This is a genomic window from Pseudomonas grandcourensis (assembly GCF_039909015.1).
In the GTDB taxonomy this organism is placed as follows: domain Bacteria; phylum Pseudomonadota; class Gammaproteobacteria; order Pseudomonadales; family Pseudomonadaceae; genus Aquipseudomonas; species Aquipseudomonas grandcourensis.
Genome location: NZ_CP150919.1, coordinates 1144544 through 1163026, shown reverse-complemented (window position 1 = coordinate 1163026; position 18483 = coordinate 1144544). Strand labels below are relative to the sequence as shown.

The following is an 18483-nucleotide window of genomic DNA, read 5'->3' as shown; positions in this document are numbered from 1 at the left end:
TTCGTTCGGCTCTTCAGTCAGGTTCAGCCGCGCGCAATAACGGCAGCGTCAGCTTCGACCTTTTCGGCCGCTTTCTGGCGGATCAAGCGTTCAAGCTCATCCACCAGATTGTCATTCGTCAGCTTCTGCGACGGCTTGCCGTCGATGTAAATCAGGTTCGGTGTGCCGCCGGTCAAGCCGATGTGGGCTTCCTTGGCTTCGCCAGGGCCGTTGACCACGCAACCGATCACCGCGACATCCAGCGGCACCAGCAAATCCTCGAGACGCCCTTCCAGCTCGTTCATGGTCTTGACCACATCGAAGTTCTGCCGCGAGCAACTCGGGCAGGCGATGAAGTTGATGCCACGGGAACGCAGGTGCAGGGACTTGAGAATGTCGTAGCCGACTTTCACTTCCTCGACCGGGTCGGCCGCCAACGAGATGCGAATAGTATCGCCAATCCCTTCGGCGAGCAGCATACCGAGGCCCACGGCAGATTTCACCGTGCCGGAACGCAAACCACCGGCTTCGGTGATGCCCAGGTGCAGCGGCTGGACGATTTCCTTGGCCAGCAAGCGGTAGGCTTCGACGGCCATGAACACATCGGAAGCTTTCACGCTGACCTTGAAGTCCTGGAAGTTCAGGCGCTCAAGGTGCTCGACGTGGCGCAAGGCAGACTCGACCAGCGCCGCCGGGGTCGGCTCGCCGTATTTCTTTTGCAGGTCTTTTTCCAGGGAACCGGCGTTCACGCCGATACGGATCGGGATCCCGCGGTCACGGGCGGCATCCACCACCGCACGCACACGGTCTTCGCGACCGATGTTGCCCGGGTTGATCCGCAGGCAATCGACACCCAGTTCGGCTACGCGCAGAGCGATCCGGTAGTCGAAATGAATGTCGGCAACCAAAGGTACTTTGACCAACTGCTTGATCTTGCCGAAGGCTTCGGCGGCGTCCATGTCCGGTACGGAGATCCGCACGATATCGACGCCGGCCGCTTCCAGGCGATTGATTTGCGCGACGGTGGCCGCGACATCGTTGGTGTCGCTGTTGGTCATGCTCTGCACAGCGATAGGCGCATCGCCGCCAACAGGCACGTTACCGACCCAGATCTTGCGGGATTCGCGACGTTTGATTGGAGATTCGCCGTGCATGACTTATTGACCCAACTTCAGGCGAGCAGTCTCGCCACTGGTGAACGGAGCGACATCAACCGGCTGGCCGTTGTAGCTGACCTGAGCGCCACGGGCAAAGCCCAGACGCACGGCAAACGGTGGCTTGCCATTGACTGCCAGGCTGTCGCCTTTGCGTTTGAGACCGCTGAACAGCACCTTGCCGCTACCGTCGGTCACTTGTGTCCAGCAATCGGAGATGAATTGCACCTGGACCTGGCCTTGACCGGCCACTGGCGCGACTGTGGCTGCCGCTGGAGCAGGAGCAACAGGGGCTACCGGTGCAGTCACCGCGGGGGCCGGGACGGCAGGAGCCGCCGGAGCCGGGGTCACCGGCGCTGCGACAACAGGCGCGGTGGTATGCGCGGGTGCGGCTGGCGTGGTCGGCGCTGCCGGGGCGGCCGGCGCAGTCGCCTGAACCTGTTCTGGTGCTTCAGCCGGAGCGTCGGCCTGTGGCAGCGCGAGGGCGGTTCCGCCTTCGGTCTGTCCTTCCGCGACGGCCTGGTCTTCCGGCTCGTCCAGCGGGTGAATCTGTGTCGTACCGTCGGCGCCTTCGACTTCAACGTGCTCTGGTGCCAGACCGATCAGGTCCTTGGTGCGCATCGAGGTCTGATCCTGCCACCAGATGAAACCGCCACCAATCACCGCGACCAGCAACAGCAGGCTGACGATTCGCAAAATGGTGTGGGAAACCCGAACCGGCTCTTCAATACGACCCAGGCTGTGAACATTGCTGCCCTGGGAGTCAGTACCGGTGGATTGATCGAATTGCTGGACCAGAACGGCCTGGTCCATGCCGAGCAATTTGGCATAGGCGCGAATGTAACCACGGGCAAACGTATGCCCGGGCAGCTTGTCGAAGGCGCCGGCTTCCAGATTGCTCAGGGAAGTGGTGGTGAGGTTGAGCTTGAGGGCCACTTCGGCCAGCGACCAGCCATTGCTTTCGCGGGCCTGGCGCAAAGTCTCACCGGGGTTTACGCGATTCGCTGCTACAACTTCGGGATGCGCCGCTTTCATCATTGCTCCGACAGGTATTGCTGATATTCCGGCGTACCGGGATAGAGTCTTTTTAGTTGCAGGCCTTTGCTTGCGGCCTTGTCGCGGTCTTCGAACACTTTTGCCAGCCGAACGCCGAGCAATAGACTACGTGCATTTTGTTCGGAGAGCTGGCTAAAACGGTCGTAATAGTCACGCGCGGGCACATAATGCCTGTCTTCGTAAGACAACTCAGCCATTTCCAGCAATGCACGTGGTTGTTGGTGGTTCAGGCGCAGGGCTTTTTCCAGCTGCTGCTGGGCCAGATCGCGCTGACCGAGCATTGCAGCGGTCATGCCCAGGTTCTCGAACACCCTTGAACGCTCAGGATACAGGGTATCGGCAGCGGCTTGTTCAAAGCGCTCGTAGGCTTCCTTGTAACGTTTCTGCTCGAACAAAAAACTGCCGTAGTTATTGAGGATTCGTGCATCGGCGGGACGGGAAGCCAGCGCCTTGCGAAAATGCTCGTCGGCAAGTTCCGGCTCCATCTCGGCCTGGAACACCAGCCCCAGCGCCGCGTTGGCATCAGGGTCGGAGCCATCGAGCTCCAGCGCTTTCTTCAGCGGAACCTTGGCGCGCTCGGTCATGCCTTGTTGCAAATACCCGATACCGAGTTGCACGTACGCCTCACGCGCTTCATCACGGCCCTTGCTGGTCTTCATCGGGTTGTAGTCGCCCGAAAGCACGCAGCCAGCACACAGGCTGGCCAACAGCAAAAGCAGCGCAAAGCGCAGGGACATAGAGATCCTCTCTCGGTTATTTCGCGGCGTCTTGCGCTACATCGTTGTCGGCGTTGAGTTCACGCACCGCGATATAACGTTCGCTGCGACGGGTGCGATCCAGCACCTGCCCTACCAGTTGACCACAGGCAGCATCGATGTCTTCACCACGGGTGGTGCGGACGGTGACGTTGAAGCCGGCATGATGAAGCTGATCCTGGAAACGACGAATGGCGTTGTTGCTCGGGCGCTCGTAACCGGAGTGCGGGAACGGATTGAACGGGATCAGGTTGATCTTGCACGGGATGTTCTTGAGCAGCTCGATCATTTCCACGGCATGCTCGACCTTGTCATTGATGTCTTTGAGCAAGGTGTATTCGATGGTCAGCACGCGCTTTTCGCCGAGATTCGACATGTAGCGCTGGCACGACTCGAGCAGCATCTTAAGCGGATACTTCTTGTTGATCGGCACCAATTGGTTACGCAATGCGTCATTCGGTGCGTGCAGGGACAACGCCAGGGAGACGTCGATGTGCTTGGAGAGCTCATCGATCATCGGCACCACGCCGGAGGTCGACAGGGTCACACGGCGTTTGGAAATGCCGTAGCCCAGGTCGTCCATCATCAGATGCATGGCCGCGACGACGTTGTCGAAGTTCAGCAGCGGCTCACCCATGCCCATCATCACCACGTTGGTGATGGCACGGTCGACGGTTGCCGGGACGCTGCCAAAGGATTTGTTGGCAATCCACACCTGGCCGATGACTTCGGCGGCGGTGAGGTTGCTGTTGAAGCCTTGCTTGCCGGTGGAGCAGAAACTGCAATCCAGGGCACAGCCTGCCTGGGACGAAACGCACAAGGTGCCGCGTTTGCCCTGGGGAATGTACACGGTCTCGACGCAGCTGCCGGACGCCACGCGCACCACCCATTTGCGGGTGCCGTCGCTGGAGATGTCCTCGCTGACCACTTCCGGACCACGGACATCAGCAACAGCCTTGAGCTTTTCGCGCAAGACCTTGCTGACGTTCGTCATGGCATCGAAATCATCGACGCCAAAGTGGTGAATCCATTTCATTACCTGACCGGCACGGAAACGCTTCTCCCCGATTGAGTCGAAGAATTTTTCCATTTCCAGCTGAGTCAGACCCAGCAGGTTAGTTTTTACAGTCGATGTAGTCATGGATTCACCTTCACTCTTAAGCCAATGCTTAGCGAGTGGTTACTTCAGTAGCTGCGAAGAAGTACGAGATTTCGCGAGCGGCAGCGGCTTCGGAGTCCGAACCGTGGACGGCGTTGGCGTCGATGGAGTCAGCGAAGTCAGCACGGATGGTGCCGGCAGCAGCTTCTTTAGGGTTGGTAGCGCCCATCAGCTCACGGTTCAGAGCGATAGCGTTTTCGCCTTCCAGAACCTGAACGACAACCGGACCGGAGATCATGAAAGCAACCAGGTCACCGAAGAAACCACGAGCGCTGTGCTCAGCGTAGAAGCCTTCGGCTTCAGCTTTGGACAGTTGCTTCAGTTTCGAAGCTACAACGCGCAGGCCAGCTTTTTCGAAACGAGTGGTGATCTCGCCGATCACGTTTTTAGCAACGGCGTCAGGCTTGATGATGGAGAAAGTACGTTGAACAGCCATGGTGTAACTCCAGAAACGGTAATTTACGAAAAATTAAACCCGCGAATTATACGCGGGTTCTCGGGTATTGCCTAACCTGCGGCGTGGCTCAGTCGCGTTCTTCGATCCAGTGGGCCTGAATGGCCTCCAGGATCTTTTCGCCACAATGCTCAGGCATGTCGTCGAAATCGGGCAGTTCCATCACCCATTTACGCAGATCGACGAAGTTGACCGACATAGGGTCCACGTCGGGCTTGCTTTCAGCCAGCTGGATCGCGATCTCCAGCACATCAGTCCACTTGAGTTTCATGACAATTCCTTGAATCAGTGCGGTGCTTCGGCTGCGTGGTTGAGCGAGTACTTCGGAATCTCGACGGTCAGGTCTTCGGTACCGACCTTGGCCTGGCACCCCAGGCGGGACTCGCGCTCAAGACCCCAAGCCTTATCAAGGTAGTCCTCTTCCAGCTCGTCAGCCTCTTCCAGCGAGTCGAAACCCTCGCGGATGATGCAGTGGCAGGTGGTACAGGCGCAGACGCCGCCGCAAGCGCTTTCCATCTCGATGTGGTGCTCATGGGCCAGTTCGAGGATGGAAATACCTGTCTCAGCTTCAACAACCATGCCTTCAGGGCAAAACTTCTCGTGTGGCAGAAAAATTACCTGCGGCATCAGATATCCTCGATTTCATTCAGGTTGCGCCCCGACAGAGCGGCTTTCACCGTCAAATCCATACGGCGGGCAGCAAAAGCGTCGGTCACTTGCGACAGACGCTTGGTCTGCTGCTCGATGGCGTAACCATCGGTACCTTTCATCAGTTCGGTCAGTTCCTGCACCTGCATGTCGATGACCATGCGCTCTTCGGCGTCGAGCAAGCGCTCGCCATCCACCTCAAGAGCTGCCTGCACCGCTTCGATCAGGCGCTGGGCGTCGACCTGCTGCTCGCGCAGTACGCGGGCAACCTTGTCGTCATTGGCGTGCTGGAACGAATCCTTGAGCATTTTGGCGATTTCGCCGTCGGTCAGGCCGTAGGACGGCTTGACCTGAATGCTGGCCTCAACGCCCGAACCCAGTTCGCGGGCGGAAACGCTGAGCAGACCGTCGGCATCGACCTGGAAGGTCACGCGAATCTTCGCCGCCCCCGCCACCATCGCCGGAATGCCGCGCAGTTCAAAGCGCGCCAGGGAGCGGCAGTCACTGATCAGCTCGCGCTCGCCCTGCAATACATGGATGGCCATGGCCGACTGGCCATCTTTATAAGTGGTGAAGTCCTGGGCGCGGGCAACAGGGATGGTGGTGTTGCGCGGAATCACCTTCTCCATCAGGCCGCCCATGGTTTCCAGCCCCAGGGACAGCGGAATCACGTCCAGCAACAACAGTTCGCCGCCGTCACGCTTGTTGCCGGCCAAAGTATCGGCCTGGATCGCAGCACCGATGGCTACCACTTGATCCGGGTCGATTTCAGTCAGTGGCTGGCGACCGAAGGCTTCGGCGACGGCGTCGCGAACGCGAGGTACGCGAGTCGAACCACCGACCATGACCACGGCATGCACGTCTTCCAGTTCGATACCGGAGTCACGCACAGCGCGGCGGCAGGCTTTCAGGCTGCGAGCGACCATCGGCTCGATCAGCGCATTGAAGGCTTCGCGGGTCAGCTCGGCTTTCCAGTCGCCATGGACGACTTCAACGGCCGCAGTATTGGTCAGGGCTTCCTTGGCCGCACAGGCGGTTTGCAGCAAGTTACGTTGCGCACCCGGATCGAGATCGGCGGACAGGCCGGCGCTCTCGATGATCCAGCCAGCGATCGCGTGGTCGAAGTCATCGCCACCCAAGGCGCTGTCGCCACCGGTAGCCAAGACTTCAAAGACACCGCCGGTCAGGCGCAGAATCGAAATATCGAACGTGCCGCCGCCCAGGTCGTAAATCGCGACCAGGCCTTCGGCGTGTTGGTCCAGACCATAAGCCACAGCGGCTGCGGTCGGCTCATTGAGCAAGCGCAGCACGTTCAGACCGGCCAGTTTGGCCGCATCCTTGGTGGCTTGACGCTGAGCGTCGTCGAAATAGGCCGGAACGGTGATCACCGCACCCACCAGCTCACCACCCAGGGTCGCTTCGGCGCGTTGACGCAGGACCTTGAGGATATCGGCGGACACTTCCACCGGGCTTTTCGGGCCCTGGATCGTGTCGATGAACGGCATGTGCGACTCGCCACCGACAAAGCGGTACGGCAACTGGTCACCCAACTGCTTGACGTCGGACAGACCACGACCCATCAAGCGCTTGACCGACAGCACGGTGTTCAACGGATCGGTGGCGGCGGCCAGCTTGGCGGATTCGCCCACCTCGACGCGATCGGCGTGGTAGCGCACGGCAGACGGCAGGATGACCCGCCCTTCTGCGTCGGCAAGTGGCTCGGAAAGACCACTGCGCAATGCAGCGACCAGCGAATTGGTAGTGCCCAAGTCGATCCCCACAGCCAGACGACGCTGGTGCGGTTGAGGACTTTGGCCGGGTTCGGCGATCTGCAGTAGGGCCATCGTTATCAGGACTTATCTGTATATCAGGCGTGCGACCGGAGCGGCACTGGGTTAATCGTCGAGGCGCTCTTCTAACTGGCGCACTTCGTAGGTGAGCTTGTCGAGGAACTGCATGCGCCGCATCAGGCGTTCGGCCTGTTCACGGTGCGCGGCATCGTTCCAGCAAGCTGCGAAGCTTTGGTTCAGCTCATCCTGGGCTGCCTTCAGGCGACGCTTGAAGACGGCAACGCCATTGAGGTCGGCGCTGTCCTGCAGGTCTTCGAGCTCTTCGCGCAACTCCATCTGTTGCAGCAGAAACTCCGGATCATGCACCGTGACCTCCAGCGGCAGCTCGCCACCATTCAAGGCGAGCAGGTAACGCGCGCGTTTGGGTGGGTTCTTGAGTGTCTGGTAGGCCTCGTTGAGGCTCGCGGATTGCTCCAGCGCCAACCGCTGCTCACGCTCGGAAGCGTCGGCAAAGCGGTCCGGATGAACACTGCGCGCCAACTCACGGTAGCGCGTAGCCAGCTGATCGAGGTCCAGATCGAAACTCGGTTGCAGCTCAAATAAAGCGAAATGACAAGGAGTACCCACGACAAGCCTCAGATGTTGAAGCTTTCGCCGCAGCCACATTCACCGCGTACGTTGGGGTTGTTGAACTTGAAGCCCTCGTTCAACCCTTCCTTGACGAAATCGAGCTCGGTGCCGTCCAGGTAGGCCAGGCTCTTCGGGTCGATGATCACTTTTTCGCCGTGACTTTCGAACACCTGGTCCTCTGCAACCACCTCGTCGACAAACTCCAGCACGTAGGCAAGGCCGGAACAGCCCGTGGTGCGAACACCCAGACGAATCCCTTCACCTTTGCCGCGCCCGTCGAGGGAGCGCCGCACGTGTCGAGCAGCCGCTTCTGTCATGCTGATAGCCATCGGTGACTCCTTACTCGTCGCCAAAACTCGAAAATCAGATCAAGCCTTTCTTCTGCTTGTAGTCGCGAACAGCCGCCTTGATGGCGTCTTCAGCGAGTACCGAGCAGTGGATTTTCACTGGCGGCAGGGCCAGTTCTTCAGCCAGCTGGGTGTTCTTGATGGTTTCCGCTTCGTCCAGGGTCTTGCCCTTCATCCACTCGGTGGCGAGGGAGCTGGAAGCGATAGCCGAACCGCAGCCGTAAGTCTTGAACTTGGCATCTTCGATGATGCCGGCGTCGTTGACCTTGATCTGCAGGCGCATCACGTCGCCGCACGCCGGAGCGCCGACCATGCCGGTGCCGACATCAGGATCTTCCGCGTCCATCTTGCCGACGTTGCGCGGGTTTTCGTAGTGGTCGATGACCTTTTCGCTGTAAGCCATGATTCTCAATCCTCACTCATCAGGGCCGCTCTTGAGACCCCGTAGTTACGCTGCGTTTACCGCCGCGCTGCTACAGGATCTGTATCCGGCGGCTTCTTTGTTTAGTGTGCCGCCCACTCGATCTTCGAGATATCGACGCCGTCTTTGTACATGTCCCACAGCGGCGACAGAGCGCGCAGCTTGGTAACGGCCTCGCAGACTTTCTGCGCGGCGTAGTCGATTTCTTCTTCGGTGGTGAAACGGCCGAAGGTGAAGCGGATCGAGCTGTGTGCCAGTTCGTCGTTGCGGCCCAGGGCGCGCAGTACGTACGAAGGCTCAAGGGACGCCGAGGTGCAGGCCGAACCGGACGAAACCGCCAGATCCTTGAGTGCCATGATCAGCGACTCGCCTTCAACGTAGTTGAAGCTCAGGTTCAGGTTGTGCGGAACGCGGGCGGTCAGGCTGCCGTTGACGTACAGCTCTTCCAGGTGCTCGACCTGCTTGTAGAAGCGGTCGCTCAACGCCTTGATGCGTGCGTTCTCGGCAGCCATGTCTTCCTTGGCTACGCGGAAAGCTTCACCCATGCCGACGATCTGGTGGGTCGCCAGGGTGCCGGAACGCATGCCGCGCTCGTGGCCGCCACCGTGCATGGTCGCTTCGATACGTACGCGCGGCTTGCGGCTTACGTACAGGGCGCCGATGCCTTTAGGACCGTAGGTCTTGTGGGCGGAGAACGACATCATGTCGACTTTCAGCTTCGAAAGGTCGATCTCGACCTTGCCGGTGGACTGAGCGGCGTCGACGTGGAACAGGATGCCCTTGGAACGGAGCAGTTCGCCGATCGCGGCGATGTCGTTGACGGTGCCGATTTCGTTGTTCACGTGCATGACCGAAACCAGGATGGTGTCGTCGCGCAGTTCGGCTTCGATCATCTCAGGGGTCACCAGGCCATCGGTACGAGGCTCGATGTAGGTCACTTCGAAACCTTCACGCTCCAGTTGGCGCATGGTGTCGAGGACAGCCTTGTGCTCAATCTTGGTGGTGATCAGGTGCTTGCCCTTGGTGGCATAGAAATGCGCCGCACCCTTGATTGCCAGGTTGTCGGATTCGGTGGCACCGGAGGTCCAGACGATTTCACGCGGGTCGGCGTTGACCAGGTCAGCGACCTGACGACGGGCGTTTTCGACGGACTCTTCGGCTTTCCAGCCGAACACGTGGGAACGGGACGCCGGGTTACCGAAGTTTCCGTCGACCAGCAGGCATTCACTCATTTTTTGCGCAACACGCGGATCAACCGGGGTGGTCGCAGAGTAATCAAGGTAAATCGGCAATTTCATGGACTATCTCCTAAATCAGGCTGGCTGGCGTGCCGCTAGCTCTTCGGCTGTCATTCGACGGCGGACGCTTCAATCTTGTCCAGGCGTGGCGCCTTGCTGTTGCAACGGCGCTGGTCCTGACGCTGGGCTACTTCTTGCACCTCACGGCGAGTCACAAGGTCAGCCAAGCTGATACCGCTCAGAAACTCGTGGATCTGCAGGCTCAGGTCGCACCACAAGTGGTGAGTCAGGCAAGTGTCGCCGGAATGGCAATCACCCTGCCCTTGGCATTTGGTTGCATCGACCGATTCGTTCACCGCATCGATCACCTGGGCGACCTGGATGCCCTGCATGTCGCGGGACAATTGGTAGCCACCACCCGGACCACGCACGCTGGACACCAGATTGCTGCGGCGCAGTTTGGCGAAAAGCTGTTCGAGGTAGGACAGGGAGATGCCTTGGCGCTCGGAGATATCGGCCAGGGACACGGGCCCGTGCTGCGCGTGCAACGCCAGATCGAGCATGGCGGTCACGGCGTATCGGCCTTTTGTAGTCAGTCGCATGGACAATTACCACGGAGTTCGGAATGAGGCGAGTATGCAATTCCCGAGTATTTAAGTCAACTATTAGACCTAGTACTTTAGTCAGGATTACCCGCAAAAGAGCGGGCGCATCATAGCAGGGTCTGCTGCCTAATGGCACACCGGTCAGCGCTCTGCCATTACCTGATTGCGACCTGCGTAGGAGCTGCCGAAGGCTGCGATCTTTTGATCTTGCCCTTTTAAGATCAAAAGATCGCAGCCTTCGGCAGCTCCTACAGTGGCATCAACCGGCCTTGCTTTCGTCTTTGTCTTTTACGCAGGCAAAGTCTTCTTCACGCAGCTCAGGCAGATCTTTCGCACAGTAATTACTGCCCAGATCCTTCAACGCCCCGCACATCCCCTCCAGACGTCCATCGACCGCCTGCAGGTGATCGAGCAACTGGTTAATGGCGCGCGCCACCGGGTCCGGCATGTCTTCAGTCACACCGTAGGCATCAAAACCGATCTTCTCGGCCATGGCCTTGCGCTTGGCGTCCTGCTCTTCGTCGGGCTTGACGATAATTCGCCCCGGAATCCCCACCACAGTGGCGCCCGGCGGCACCTCTTTGGTCACCACGGCGTTGGAGCCGACCTTGGCACCCGCACCAACAGTGAACGGACCGAGCACCTTGGCGCCGGCACCGACAACCACACCATCACCCAGCGTGGGGTGGCGCTTGCCTTTATTCCAGCTGGTACCACCGAGAGTCACGCCCTGATAAATGGTCACGTCGTCGCCGATCTCGGCGGTTTCACCAATGACGATGCCCATGCCATGGTCAATGAAGAAGCGACGACCGACCTTGGCCCCCGGATGGATCTCGATCCCGGTCAACCAGCGGCCGAAGTTCGACACCAGCCGCGCCAGCCATTTCAGGTCCGCGCGCCACAGCATCGCCGACAAACGGTGAATCCAGATGGCATGCATGCCGGGGTAGCAGGTCAGGACTTCAAAAGCGTTACGCGCCGCCGGGTCTCGGTGGAATACGCTCTGGATATCTTCACGCAAACGCTCGAACATCATTAATCCTTCCGCTTAAGGAGCTCACCACGGGCCGCTTTCTGGGTTTCCGTGAGGATGCCACGCAAAATATTCATTTCCGCCCGGCTAACCGAGCTGCGTCCGTACAACCGGCGCAGGCGCGCCATCAAGTGCCGTGGCTTTTCCGGATCGAGGAATTCGATGGCCACCAGGGTCTGCTCCAGGTGCTCATAGAATCGTTCCAGCTCGTCCATGGTCGCCAGCTCCGCGCTTTTGACCGAAGCCACCTCTTCCTTCTCGACCTTGCTCGGCTGACCTTGGGCCGCCAGCCAGGACATGCGCACTTCATAACCCAACACCTGCACCGCCGCCCCAAGGTTCAGCGAACTGAACTCAGGGTCTGATGGGATGTGCACGTGATAATGACATCGCTGCAGCTCTTCGTTGGTCAGGCCGGAGTCTTCACGACCGAACACCAGGGCAATTTCCGCGCCCTGCCCGGCTTCCTCGACCACCTTCGTTCCGCATTCGCGGGGATCGAGCAGCGGCCAGGGAATGCGCCGGTCGCGGGCACTGGTACCGAGCACCAGGTTGCAGCCGACCAAGGCATCTTCCAAGGTGGCGACGACTTGCGCGTTTTCAAGGATGTCACCGGCACCGGAGGCACGGGCATCGGCCTCGTGATGCGGGAACAGACGAGGCTCGACCAGCACCAGCCGCGACAGCCCCATGTTCTTCATGGCACGCGCAGCCCCGCCGATATTGCCCGGATGGCTGGTATTGACCAGGACGACACGAATGTTTTGCAGCAAGGGAGGCGCTCTCGAACACAATAATCGGGAGCAGAATCTTACAGGGCTAGCTACCGTTAAGCCATGAAAGCGAACGTCGTCCTTCTCCTGTAGAAACTTTCTGATAGAATGCCCGGCTTTCTTTAACAACCTTAGGTGACACATCCATGCAGCCCATGCTGAATATCGCGCTGCGCGCCGCCCGCAGCGCCAGTGAATTGATCTTCCGCTCCATCGAGCGCTTGGATACCATCAAGGTCGACGAAAAAGACGCCAAGGATTACGTATCCGAGGTGGATCGCGCCGCCGAACAGAAAATCATCGACGCCCTGCGCAAGGCCTACCCGAATCACTCGATCATGGGTGAAGAGACCGGCATGCACGCCGGCACCGGCATCGAAGGCGAAGAGTACCTGTGGATCATCGACCCACTGGACGGCACCACCAACTTCCTGCGCGGCATTCCTCACTTCGCTGTCAGCATCGCCTGCAAATACCGCGGTCGTCTTGAGCACGCTGTTGTTCTGGACCCGGTTCGCCAGGAAGAATTCACCGCCAGCCGTGGTCGCGGCGCTCAACTGAACGGTCGTCGCCTGCGCGTCAGCGGCCGCACCAGCCTCGACGGCGCCCTGCTGGGTACCGGCTTCCCGTTCCGTGACGACCAGATGGACAACCTCGACAACTACCTGGGCATGTTCCGCGCCCTGGTTGGCCAGACCGCCGGCATCCGCCGCGCAGGTTCGGCGAGCCTGGACCTGGCCTACGTGGCCGCCGGCCGTTTCGACGCCTTCTGGGAGTCGGGCCTGTCCGAGTGGGACATGGCTGCAGGCGCCCTGCTGATCCAGGAAGCCGGCGGTCTGGTGAGCGACTTCACCGGCGGTCACGACTTCCTGGAAAAAGGCCACGTCGTTGCCGGTAACACCAAGTGCTTCAAGGCAGTATTGACGGCGATCCAGCCGCACCTGCCGGCCTCGCTGAAGCGCTAAGCTTCCAGCGACAGAAAAAGCACCCTGCGGGGTGCTAATGAGATGGTCACCCCCACACCCTGCGAGGGCTACGCTTTCGCAGGGTGTTTTGTTTTCGGAGGCCATCATCATGATCCAGTCAGCACTGATCGGTATCGATCTCGGTAAACATAATTTCCACCTTCACGGCCAGGATAAATCAGGCCACGAGGTGTTTCGCAAGAAGCTCTCTCGGACGCAGATGATGCAGCTTTTCGGCAACGTGCCGAGTTGTATCGTGGTGATGGAAGCCTGTGCGGGGGCGCATTTTGTTGCTCGTCAGCTAGCGGCAATGGGACACACGGCCAAGCTGATTTCCCCGCAGTTCGTTAAGCCCTTCGTCAAGGGCAACAAAAATGATTTCGTTGATGCTGAAGCGATCTGTGAAGCGGCTTCCCGTCCATCTATGCGCTTTGTGACGCCTAAAACCGAGTCCCAGCAAACCCTGTCTGTTCTGCATCGGATGCGCGAATCGTTGGTGCATGACCGCACAAAAACGGCTAATCAGATGCACGGTTTTCTACTGGAATTTGGCGTCAGCCTGCCCAGAGGCCTGGCAATCATGAAGCGTTTGACAAATGTCTTGGCCGAGCACGAATTGCCCATTCGTTTGACGGTGTTGCTGCAACGTCTGCACGATCACTTCGTTTACCTGGATGAGCAAATCAGGGCGCTGGATAAAGAGCTGGCGAGCCAACTGGCCGACGATGATCTGGGTAGTCGCTTACTGAGCATGCCATGTGTCGGCCCGATCACCGCCAGCCTGCTGGCTGTGGAAATGGGCGATGCCAAGCAGTACCGGCGCAGTCGCGATTTTGCCGCCTCAGTGGGACTGGTGCCCAGGCAGTACAGCACAGGCGGTAAGGCAAATTTGCTGGGGATCAGCAAGCGGGGTGACAAGCACCTGCGACAACTGTTGGTGCAATGCTCCAGGGTCTATATGCAGAGGCTGGAGCACCAGAAAGGGGCCTTGGCTGACTGGGTACGAGCCTTGCTCAGTCGACGACATTCGAATGTCGTGGCCTGTGCCCTCGCTAACAAACTGGCGCGTATCGCCTGGGCGATCGCAACTCACCATACGCAATATGAAGCAGGGCCAGACGCCTTGAACGCCTGACCCTGAGGTTGTTGCAGTACCACGACTCACCCTTCAGGTTTTGCGATAGCTGAACAACAGATGACGTGAACGGCCTACCGGCCTGGCGAAGATCCTGGCATAAAAATCGGCTTTAGAAGCCGATGGGCTTTTTAGGATCGTCAGGCGCGATTCTCATCGTGGCGCTGGGGCATGCCCCAAACAGACGCCGGATAGATTTAAGCAAGCCAACCACACCACCCGTTAATCAGTATTGCAAAAATGGGGGCGACCATAGATTTTTATGCCTGGAAATCGCCCTTCAAAACACTACAAAACCCTGTGGGAGCGAGCTTGCTCGCGATGGCTGTGTATCAGTCACCTCATATGCTGAATGTGACACCGTCATCGCGAGCAAGCTCGCTCCTACAGGGGATTTGGGGTGACGCTTGAATCGCGGGCACAAAAAAGCACCCCGCAGGGTGCTTCTTTTTTAATCCGGTTTCAGCAGATCAATGAGCCGTCTGATTCTCCGACAGGATCAACTTGCCTTCCTTATCCACCGGAATCTGGTTACCTGGATCACGGTCCATGCGCACCTTGCCTTCCTTGCCGTCCAGCGAATAACGCACGTCGTAACCTACAACCTTGTCACTGATGTCGTTAACGGTGTTACAGCGGGTCTGGGTCGTGGTGTAGGTGTCACGCTCTTGCATGCCTTCCTGCACCTTGTTGCCGGCGTAGCCACCACCGACAGCACCCGCGACCGTGGCGATCTTCTTGCCGGTGCCGCCACCGATCTGGTTACCCAGCAAACCACCTGCCAATGCACCGACCACCGTACCGGCGATCTGATGTTGATCTTTCACCGGCGCCTGCCGGGTGACCGCTACATCCTTGCACACTTCACGTGGAGTCTTGATTTGTGTCTTGACCGGCTCAACGGCGAGTACTTGTGCGTACTCCGGGCCGCTTTTAACCAGGCTGTAGGTGGCCACAGCACCCCCGGCAGTTACACCGACAGCACCCAGTACAGCACCAACCAGCATCGACTTGTTCACATGAACCTCCTGGACCATCAAATGCGGAACATGTCCGCGCTTCTCCCTGCCTTGGAGCACAAAAAAAGGCGCGAGTTCAACTCGCGCCTTTTTTGGACTACATCGCTTAAAGACTTTGCCTTCAAGGACGGTCGTCGACTTCCTTCTCGGTATTGACCGGAGGAATCAGGTCTTCCGTGCTCAGGTTCAGCCAGATCAGCACCACGTTCGCGATGTAGATCGACGAGTAAGTACCCGCCAGTACACCGATGAACAGGGCGATGGAGAAGCCGAACAGGTTGTCGCCACCGAAGAACAGCAGGGCCGCGATCGCCAGCAAGGTGGAGATCGAAGTCGCCATGGTCCGCAGCAGGGTCTGCGTGGTCGAGATGTTGATGTTCTCGATCAGGCTGGCCTTGCGCAGTACACGGAAGTTCTCACGAACCCGGTCGAATACCACGATGGTGTCGTTGAGCGAGTAACCGATGATCGCCAGTACCGCCGCCAGCACCGTCAGGTCGAAGGTGATCTGGAAAAACGACAGGATACCGACGGTCACGATCACGTCGTGGATCAAGGACACGATCGCACCGACCGCAAACTTCCACTGAAAGCGGAAAGCCAGGTAGATCAGGATACCGCCCAGCGCCATCAGCATGCCGAGGCCGCCCTGGTCGCGCAGCTCTTCACCTACCTGCGGGCCGACGAACTCGACACGCTTGACCGTCGCCGGGTTGTCGCCGCCGACTTTCTGCAGCGCTTCCGCTACCTGATGGCCCAACTGCGGATCTTCACCCGGCATACGCACCAGCAGATCGGTGGTTGCACCGAAGTTCTGCACGATGGCTTCGTGATAACCGGCAGTAACCAGTTGCTCACGCACCTTGGTGACGTCGGCCGGACGCTCGTAGGTCAGCTCGATGAGCGTACCGCCGGTGAAGTCCAGGCCCCAGTTCATGCCCTTATGGAAGACACTGAACATTGCCAGCGCGGTAAGGAACAATGTGACGCCGAACGCAAAGTTGCGAACGCCCATGAAGTTGATTGTACGTAACATGGCAGCCCCTTAAATCCACAACTTCTTGAAGTCACGACCGCCGAAGATCAGGTTGACCATCGCGCGGGTCACCATGATGGCCGTGAACATCGAGGTAAAGATCCCGAGGGACATGGTCACTGCGAAGCCCTTGACCGGGCCGGTGCCCATGGCAAAGAGGATGCCGCCGACCAGCAAGGTGGTCAGGTTGGCGTCGAGAATCGCGGTGAATGCCCGGCCGAAGCCTTCGTTGATTGCGCGCTGCACGGTCATGCCGGCGGCGATCTCTTCACGGATCCGCGAGAAGATCAGCACGTTGGCGTCGACCGCCATACCCATGGTCAACACGATACCGGCGATACCCGGCAGGGTCAGCGTTGCCCCCAGCAGCGACATCAGGGCCAGCAGCATCACCATGTTCACCGCCAGCGCGACGGTGGCGATGAGGCCGAAGAAGCGGTAGATGGCCATGATGAACAGCGAGACAAACAGCATGCCCCACAGCGATGCATCGATACCCTTGGTGATGTTGTCGGCACCCAGGCTTGGACCAATGGTGCGTTCTTCAGCGAAGTACATCGGTGCAGCCAGACCACCGGCACGCAACAGCAGCGCCAGTTCGGACGACTCGCCCTGGCCGTTCAGGCCGGTGATGCGGAATTGAGCACCCAGTGGCGACTGGATGGTCGCCAGGCTGATGATCTTCTTCTCTTCCTTGAAAGTCTGAACCGGCACGTCTTTCTCGACGCCGTTGACCACTTGCTTGACGTAAGTGGTAACCGGACGCTGCTCGATGAAGATCACCGCCATGCTGCGACCGACGTTCGAACGGGTCGCACGGCTCATCAGCTCGCCGCCGTGACCGTCCAGACGAATGTTCACTTCCGGCGTGCCGTGCTCGCCGAAGCCAGCCTTGGCGTCGGTTACCTGGTCACCGGTGATGATCAGGCCACGTTCGATCAACGCAGGAGGACGCTTGCCTTCACGGAACTCGAATTCCTCGGAAGTGGCTTTCGAAGCACCCGGCTCGGCAGCCAGACGGAACTCCAGGTTAGCCGTCTTGCCGAGGATACGCTTGGCTTCGGCGGTGTCCTGCACGCCCGGCAGCTCAACCACGATGCGGTTGGCGCCCTGACGCTGAACGATCGGTTCGGCAACACCCAGCTCGTTGACGCGGTTACGTACCGTGGTCAAGTTCTGCTTGATGGAGTATTCACGGATTTCCGCCAGCTTGGCCGGGGTCATCGCCAGACGCAGCACCGATTGACCATTGAGGTCGGCCGGAACAATGTCGAAATCGTTGAAGTTCTTGCGGATCAGCACACGGGCCTGTTCGCGGCTGTCTTCATCAGCGAAGCCCAGCTGGATGGCACCATTGAGTTGCGGCAGGCTGCGATAGCGCAGTTTCTCTTTACGCAACAGGCTCTTTACATCGCCTTCGTAGACTTTCAGGCGCGCGTCGAGGGCCTTATCCATGTCCACTTCCAGCAGGAAGTGCACACCACCGGACAAGTCCAGACCCAGCTTCATCGGGTGCGCAGCGAGGTTGCGCAGCCATTGCGGGGTGGTTTGTGCCAGGTTCAGTGCAACGACGTAGTCATCACCCAACGCCTTGCGTACAACGTCCTTGGCCGGCAGCTGGTCTTCAGCCTTGGTCAGGCGAATCAGGCCGCCCTTGCCGTTGGCAGCCAGGGTGGCAGCCTTGACGTTGATCCCGGACTCCTTGAGCGCAACGCTCACACGATCCAGATCAGCCTGATTGACTTGCAGTGCAGTGCTTGCACCGCTGACCTGAATGGCCGGGTCATCAGGATAAAGATTGGGAGCGGAATAAATCAGACCGACCGCCAGCACCGCCAGGATCAGAATGTATTTCCACAGAGGATATTTGTTCAGCATCACGCCGCCCGTTTATGACGCGGGGCGCCTTGCGCGCCCCGTCGATTGAATATGAAGTTGAAACTCAGATCGCTTTGAGCGTGCCTTTTGGCAGCGTGGCGGCAATGGCGCCTTTCTGGAACTTCATTTCGACAGTGTCGGAAACTTCCAGAACGACGAAATCGTCGGCCACTTTAGTGATCTTGCCGGCAATGCCGCCGGTGGTCACAACTTCGTCGCCTTTCTGCAGGCTGCTCAGCAGGTTCTTCTGCTCTTTGGCGCGCTTGGCCTGTGGACGCCAGATCATCAGGTAGAAGATGACCAGGAAACCGACCAGGAAAATCCACTCAAAACCGCCACCCATTGGGCCCGCAGCAGGTGCAGCGGCGTCAGCCATGGCATTAGAGATAAAAAAGCTCATTTAGC

At 59.0% G+C, this 18483-nt stretch carries 21 protein-coding genes; 2 read left to right on the top strand and 19 right to left on the bottom strand.

Going from position 1 to position 18483, the window contains the following annotated elements:
• Positions 1-23 precede the first annotated feature (23 nt).
• From ispG to trmJ, 15 genes are all read right to left on the bottom strand, one after another.
• Positions 24-1133, bottom strand: coding sequence for a flavodoxin-dependent (E)-4-hydroxy-3-methylbut-2-enyl-diphosphate synthase (ispG, locus tag AABM52_RS05090; protein ID WP_007944259.1), 1110 nt, complete (start codon positions 1131-1133; stop codon positions 24-26).
• 3 nt (positions 1134-1136) lie between these two features.
• Positions 1137-2168 (bottom strand): RodZ family helix-turn-helix domain-containing protein, encoded by a 1032-nt coding sequence (locus tag AABM52_RS05085; RefSeq protein ID WP_347910780.1) that lies wholly within the window; start codon positions 2166-2168, stop codon positions 1137-1139.
• Positions 2168-2926 carry a type IV pilus biogenesis/stability protein PilW gene (gene pilW, locus AABM52_RS05080; RefSeq protein ID WP_347910779.1) on the bottom strand — a complete coding sequence of 253 codons (759 nt, stop codon included), beginning with the start codon at positions 2924-2926 and terminating at the stop codon, positions 2168-2170. Before pilW ends, AABM52_RS05085 begins: the two co-directional genes overlap by 1 nt.
• Positions 2927-2942: 16 nt before the next feature.
• A complete protein-coding gene (gene rlmN, locus AABM52_RS05075; RefSeq protein WP_347910778.1) occupies positions 2943-4085 on the bottom strand; it encodes a 23S rRNA (adenine(2503)-C(2))-methyltransferase RlmN in 1143 nt (380 codons plus the stop codon).
• A 28-nt stretch (positions 4086-4113) separates the two neighbouring features.
• Positions 4114-4539 (bottom strand): nucleoside-diphosphate kinase, encoded by a 426-nt coding sequence (gene ndk, locus AABM52_RS05070; protein ID WP_007916882.1) that lies wholly within the window; start codon positions 4537-4539, stop codon positions 4114-4116.
• A gap of 88 nt (positions 4540-4627) precedes the next feature.
• A complete protein-coding gene (gene iscX / locus AABM52_RS05065) occupies positions 4628-4828 on the bottom strand; it encodes a Fe-S cluster assembly protein IscX (protein WP_007973999.1) in 201 nt (66 codons plus the stop codon).
• Between the two features lie 14 nt (positions 4829-4842).
• Entirely contained in the window at positions 4843-5184 is a 342-nt protein-coding gene (gene fdx, locus AABM52_RS05060) for an ISC system 2Fe-2S type ferredoxin (RefSeq protein WP_007998670.1), read from the bottom strand.
• Positions 5184-7049 carry a Fe-S protein assembly chaperone HscA gene (gene hscA / locus AABM52_RS05055; RefSeq protein WP_347910777.1) on the bottom strand — a complete coding sequence of 622 codons (1866 nt, stop codon included), beginning with the start codon at positions 7047-7049 and terminating at the stop codon, positions 5184-5186. Before hscA ends, fdx begins: the two co-directional genes overlap by 1 nt.
• Before the next feature lie 51 nt (positions 7050-7100).
• The gene (gene hscB / locus AABM52_RS05050) at positions 7101-7622 is read right to left on the bottom strand and encodes a co-chaperone HscB (RefSeq protein WP_150726788.1); all 522 of its coding nucleotides are present in this window, start codon (positions 7620-7622) and stop codon (positions 7101-7103) included.
• 8 nt (positions 7623-7630) lie between these two features.
• Positions 7631-7954, bottom strand: a complete 324-nt coding sequence (gene iscA / locus AABM52_RS05045; RefSeq protein WP_003227904.1) for an iron-sulfur cluster assembly protein IscA — start codon at positions 7952-7954, stop codon at positions 7631-7633.
• A gap of 34 nt (positions 7955-7988) precedes the next feature.
• Positions 7989-8375, bottom strand: a complete 387-nt coding sequence (gene iscU, locus AABM52_RS05040) for a Fe-S cluster assembly scaffold IscU (RefSeq protein WP_007974006.1) — start codon at positions 8373-8375, stop codon at positions 7989-7991.
• A gap of 101 nt (positions 8376-8476) precedes the next feature.
• On the bottom strand, positions 8477-9691 hold the full coding sequence (locus AABM52_RS05035) for an IscS subfamily cysteine desulfurase (protein WP_347910776.1): 1215 nt from the start codon (positions 9689-9691) through the stop codon (positions 8477-8479).
• A gap of 50 nt (positions 9692-9741) precedes the next feature.
• Entirely contained in the window at positions 9742-10233 is a 492-nt protein-coding gene (gene iscR, locus AABM52_RS05030; protein WP_003227911.1) for a Fe-S cluster assembly transcriptional regulator IscR, read from the bottom strand.
• 262 nt (positions 10234-10495) lie between these two features.
• Positions 10496-11272, bottom strand: a complete 777-nt coding sequence (gene cysE, locus AABM52_RS05025) for a serine O-acetyltransferase (protein ID WP_108216512.1) — start codon at positions 11270-11272, stop codon at positions 10496-10498.
• Between the two features lie 2 nt (positions 11273-11274).
• Positions 11275-12045, bottom strand: a complete 771-nt coding sequence (gene trmJ, locus AABM52_RS05020) for a tRNA (cytosine(32)/uridine(32)-2'-O)-methyltransferase TrmJ (protein ID WP_103394285.1) — start codon at positions 12043-12045, stop codon at positions 11275-11277.
• 146 nt (positions 12046-12191) lie between these two features.
• Between trmJ and suhB the strand changes: the two genes are divergently transcribed.
• Positions 12192-13010, top strand: coding sequence for an inositol-phosphate phosphatase (gene suhB, locus AABM52_RS05015; protein WP_007982736.1), 819 nt, complete (start codon positions 12192-12194; stop codon positions 13008-13010).
• 109 nt (positions 13011-13119) lie between these two features.
• Entirely contained in the window at positions 13120-14145 is a 1026-nt protein-coding gene (locus AABM52_RS05010; RefSeq protein ID WP_347906638.1) for an IS110 family transposase, read from the top strand.
• Between the two features lie 470 nt (positions 14146-14615).
• Here the strand turns inward: AABM52_RS05010 and AABM52_RS05005 are convergent, their stop codons facing one another.
• The 4 genes from AABM52_RS05005 to yajC form a co-directional block, all read right to left on the bottom strand.
• A complete protein-coding gene (locus AABM52_RS05005) occupies positions 14616-15164 on the bottom strand; it encodes a glycine zipper 2TM domain-containing protein (RefSeq protein ID WP_347910775.1) in 549 nt (182 codons plus the stop codon).
• Positions 15165-15285: 121 nt separating this feature from the next.
• A complete protein-coding gene (secF, locus tag AABM52_RS05000; RefSeq protein ID WP_347910774.1) occupies positions 15286-16200 on the bottom strand; it encodes a protein translocase subunit SecF in 915 nt (304 codons plus the stop codon).
• 9 nt (positions 16201-16209) lie between these two features.
• Positions 16210-18078 (bottom strand): protein translocase subunit SecD, encoded by a 1869-nt coding sequence (secD, locus tag AABM52_RS04995; protein ID WP_347910773.1) that lies wholly within the window; start codon positions 18076-18078, stop codon positions 16210-16212.
• 64 nt (positions 18079-18142) lie between these two features.
• Entirely contained in the window at positions 18143-18478 is a 336-nt protein-coding gene (gene yajC, locus AABM52_RS04990; RefSeq protein ID WP_007982729.1) for a preprotein translocase subunit YajC, read from the bottom strand.
• Positions 18479-18483 lie beyond the last annotated feature (5 nt).

What these genes read in the sequence shown, in the direction of transcription:
- iscX (WP_007973999.1), bottom strand. Translation starts at nt 4,828, where the DNA reads ATGAAACTCAAGTGGACTGATGTGCTGGAGATCGCGATCCAGCTGGCT.
- pilW (WP_347910779.1), bottom strand. Translation starts at nt 2,926, where the DNA reads ATGTCCCTGCGCTTTGCGCTGCTTTTGCTGTTGGCCAGCCTGTGTGCT.
- rlmN (WP_347910778.1), bottom strand. Translation starts at nt 4,085, where the DNA reads ATGACTACATCGACTGTAAAAACTAACCTGCTGGGTCTGACTCAGCTG.
- yajC (WP_007982729.1), bottom strand. Translation starts at nt 18,478, where the DNA reads ATGAGCTTTTTTATCTCTAATGCCATGGCTGACGCCGCTGCACCTGCT.
- AABM52_RS05085 (WP_347910780.1), bottom strand. Translation starts at nt 2,168, where the DNA reads ATGAAAGCGGCGCATCCCGAAGTTGTAGCAGCGAATCGCGTAAACCCC.
- hscA (WP_347910777.1), bottom strand. Translation starts at nt 7,049, where the DNA reads ATGGCCCTACTGCAGATCGCCGAACCCGGCCAAAGTCCTCAACCGCAC.
- secD (WP_347910773.1), bottom strand. Translation starts at nt 18,078, where the DNA reads ATGCTGAACAAATATCCTCTGTGGAAATACATTCTGATCCTGGCGGTG.
- iscU (WP_007974006.1), bottom strand. Translation starts at nt 8,375, where the DNA reads ATGGCTTACAGCGAAAAGGTCATCGACCACTACGAAAACCCGCGCAAC.
- AABM52_RS05010 (WP_347906638.1), top strand. Translation starts at nt 13,120, where the DNA reads ATGATCCAGTCAGCACTGATCGGTATCGATCTCGGTAAACATAATTTC.
- cysE (WP_108216512.1), bottom strand. Translation starts at nt 11,272, where the DNA reads ATGTTCGAGCGTTTGCGTGAAGATATCCAGAGCGTATTCCACCGAGAC.
- iscA (WP_003227904.1), bottom strand. Translation starts at nt 7,954, where the DNA reads ATGGCTATCAGCATGACAGAAGCGGCTGCTCGACACGTGCGGCGCTCC.
- ndk (WP_007916882.1), bottom strand. Translation starts at nt 4,539, where the DNA reads ATGGCTGTTCAACGTACTTTCTCCATCATCAAGCCTGACGCCGTTGCT.
- ispG (WP_007944259.1), bottom strand. Translation starts at nt 1,133, where the DNA reads ATGCACGGCGAATCTCCAATCAAACGTCGCGAATCCCGCAAGATCTGG.
- secF (WP_347910774.1), bottom strand. Translation starts at nt 16,200, where the DNA reads ATGTTACGTACAATCAACTTCATGGGCGTTCGCAACTTTGCGTTCGGC.
- suhB (WP_007982736.1), top strand. Translation starts at nt 12,192, where the DNA reads ATGCAGCCCATGCTGAATATCGCGCTGCGCGCCGCCCGCAGCGCCAGT.
- iscR (WP_003227911.1), bottom strand. Translation starts at nt 10,233, where the DNA reads ATGCGACTGACTACAAAAGGCCGATACGCCGTGACCGCCATGCTCGAT.
- AABM52_RS05035 (WP_347910776.1), bottom strand. Translation starts at nt 9,691, where the DNA reads ATGAAATTGCCGATTTACCTTGATTACTCTGCGACCACCCCGGTTGAT.
- fdx (WP_007998670.1), bottom strand. Translation starts at nt 5,184, where the DNA reads ATGCCGCAGGTAATTTTTCTGCCACACGAGAAGTTTTGCCCTGAAGGC.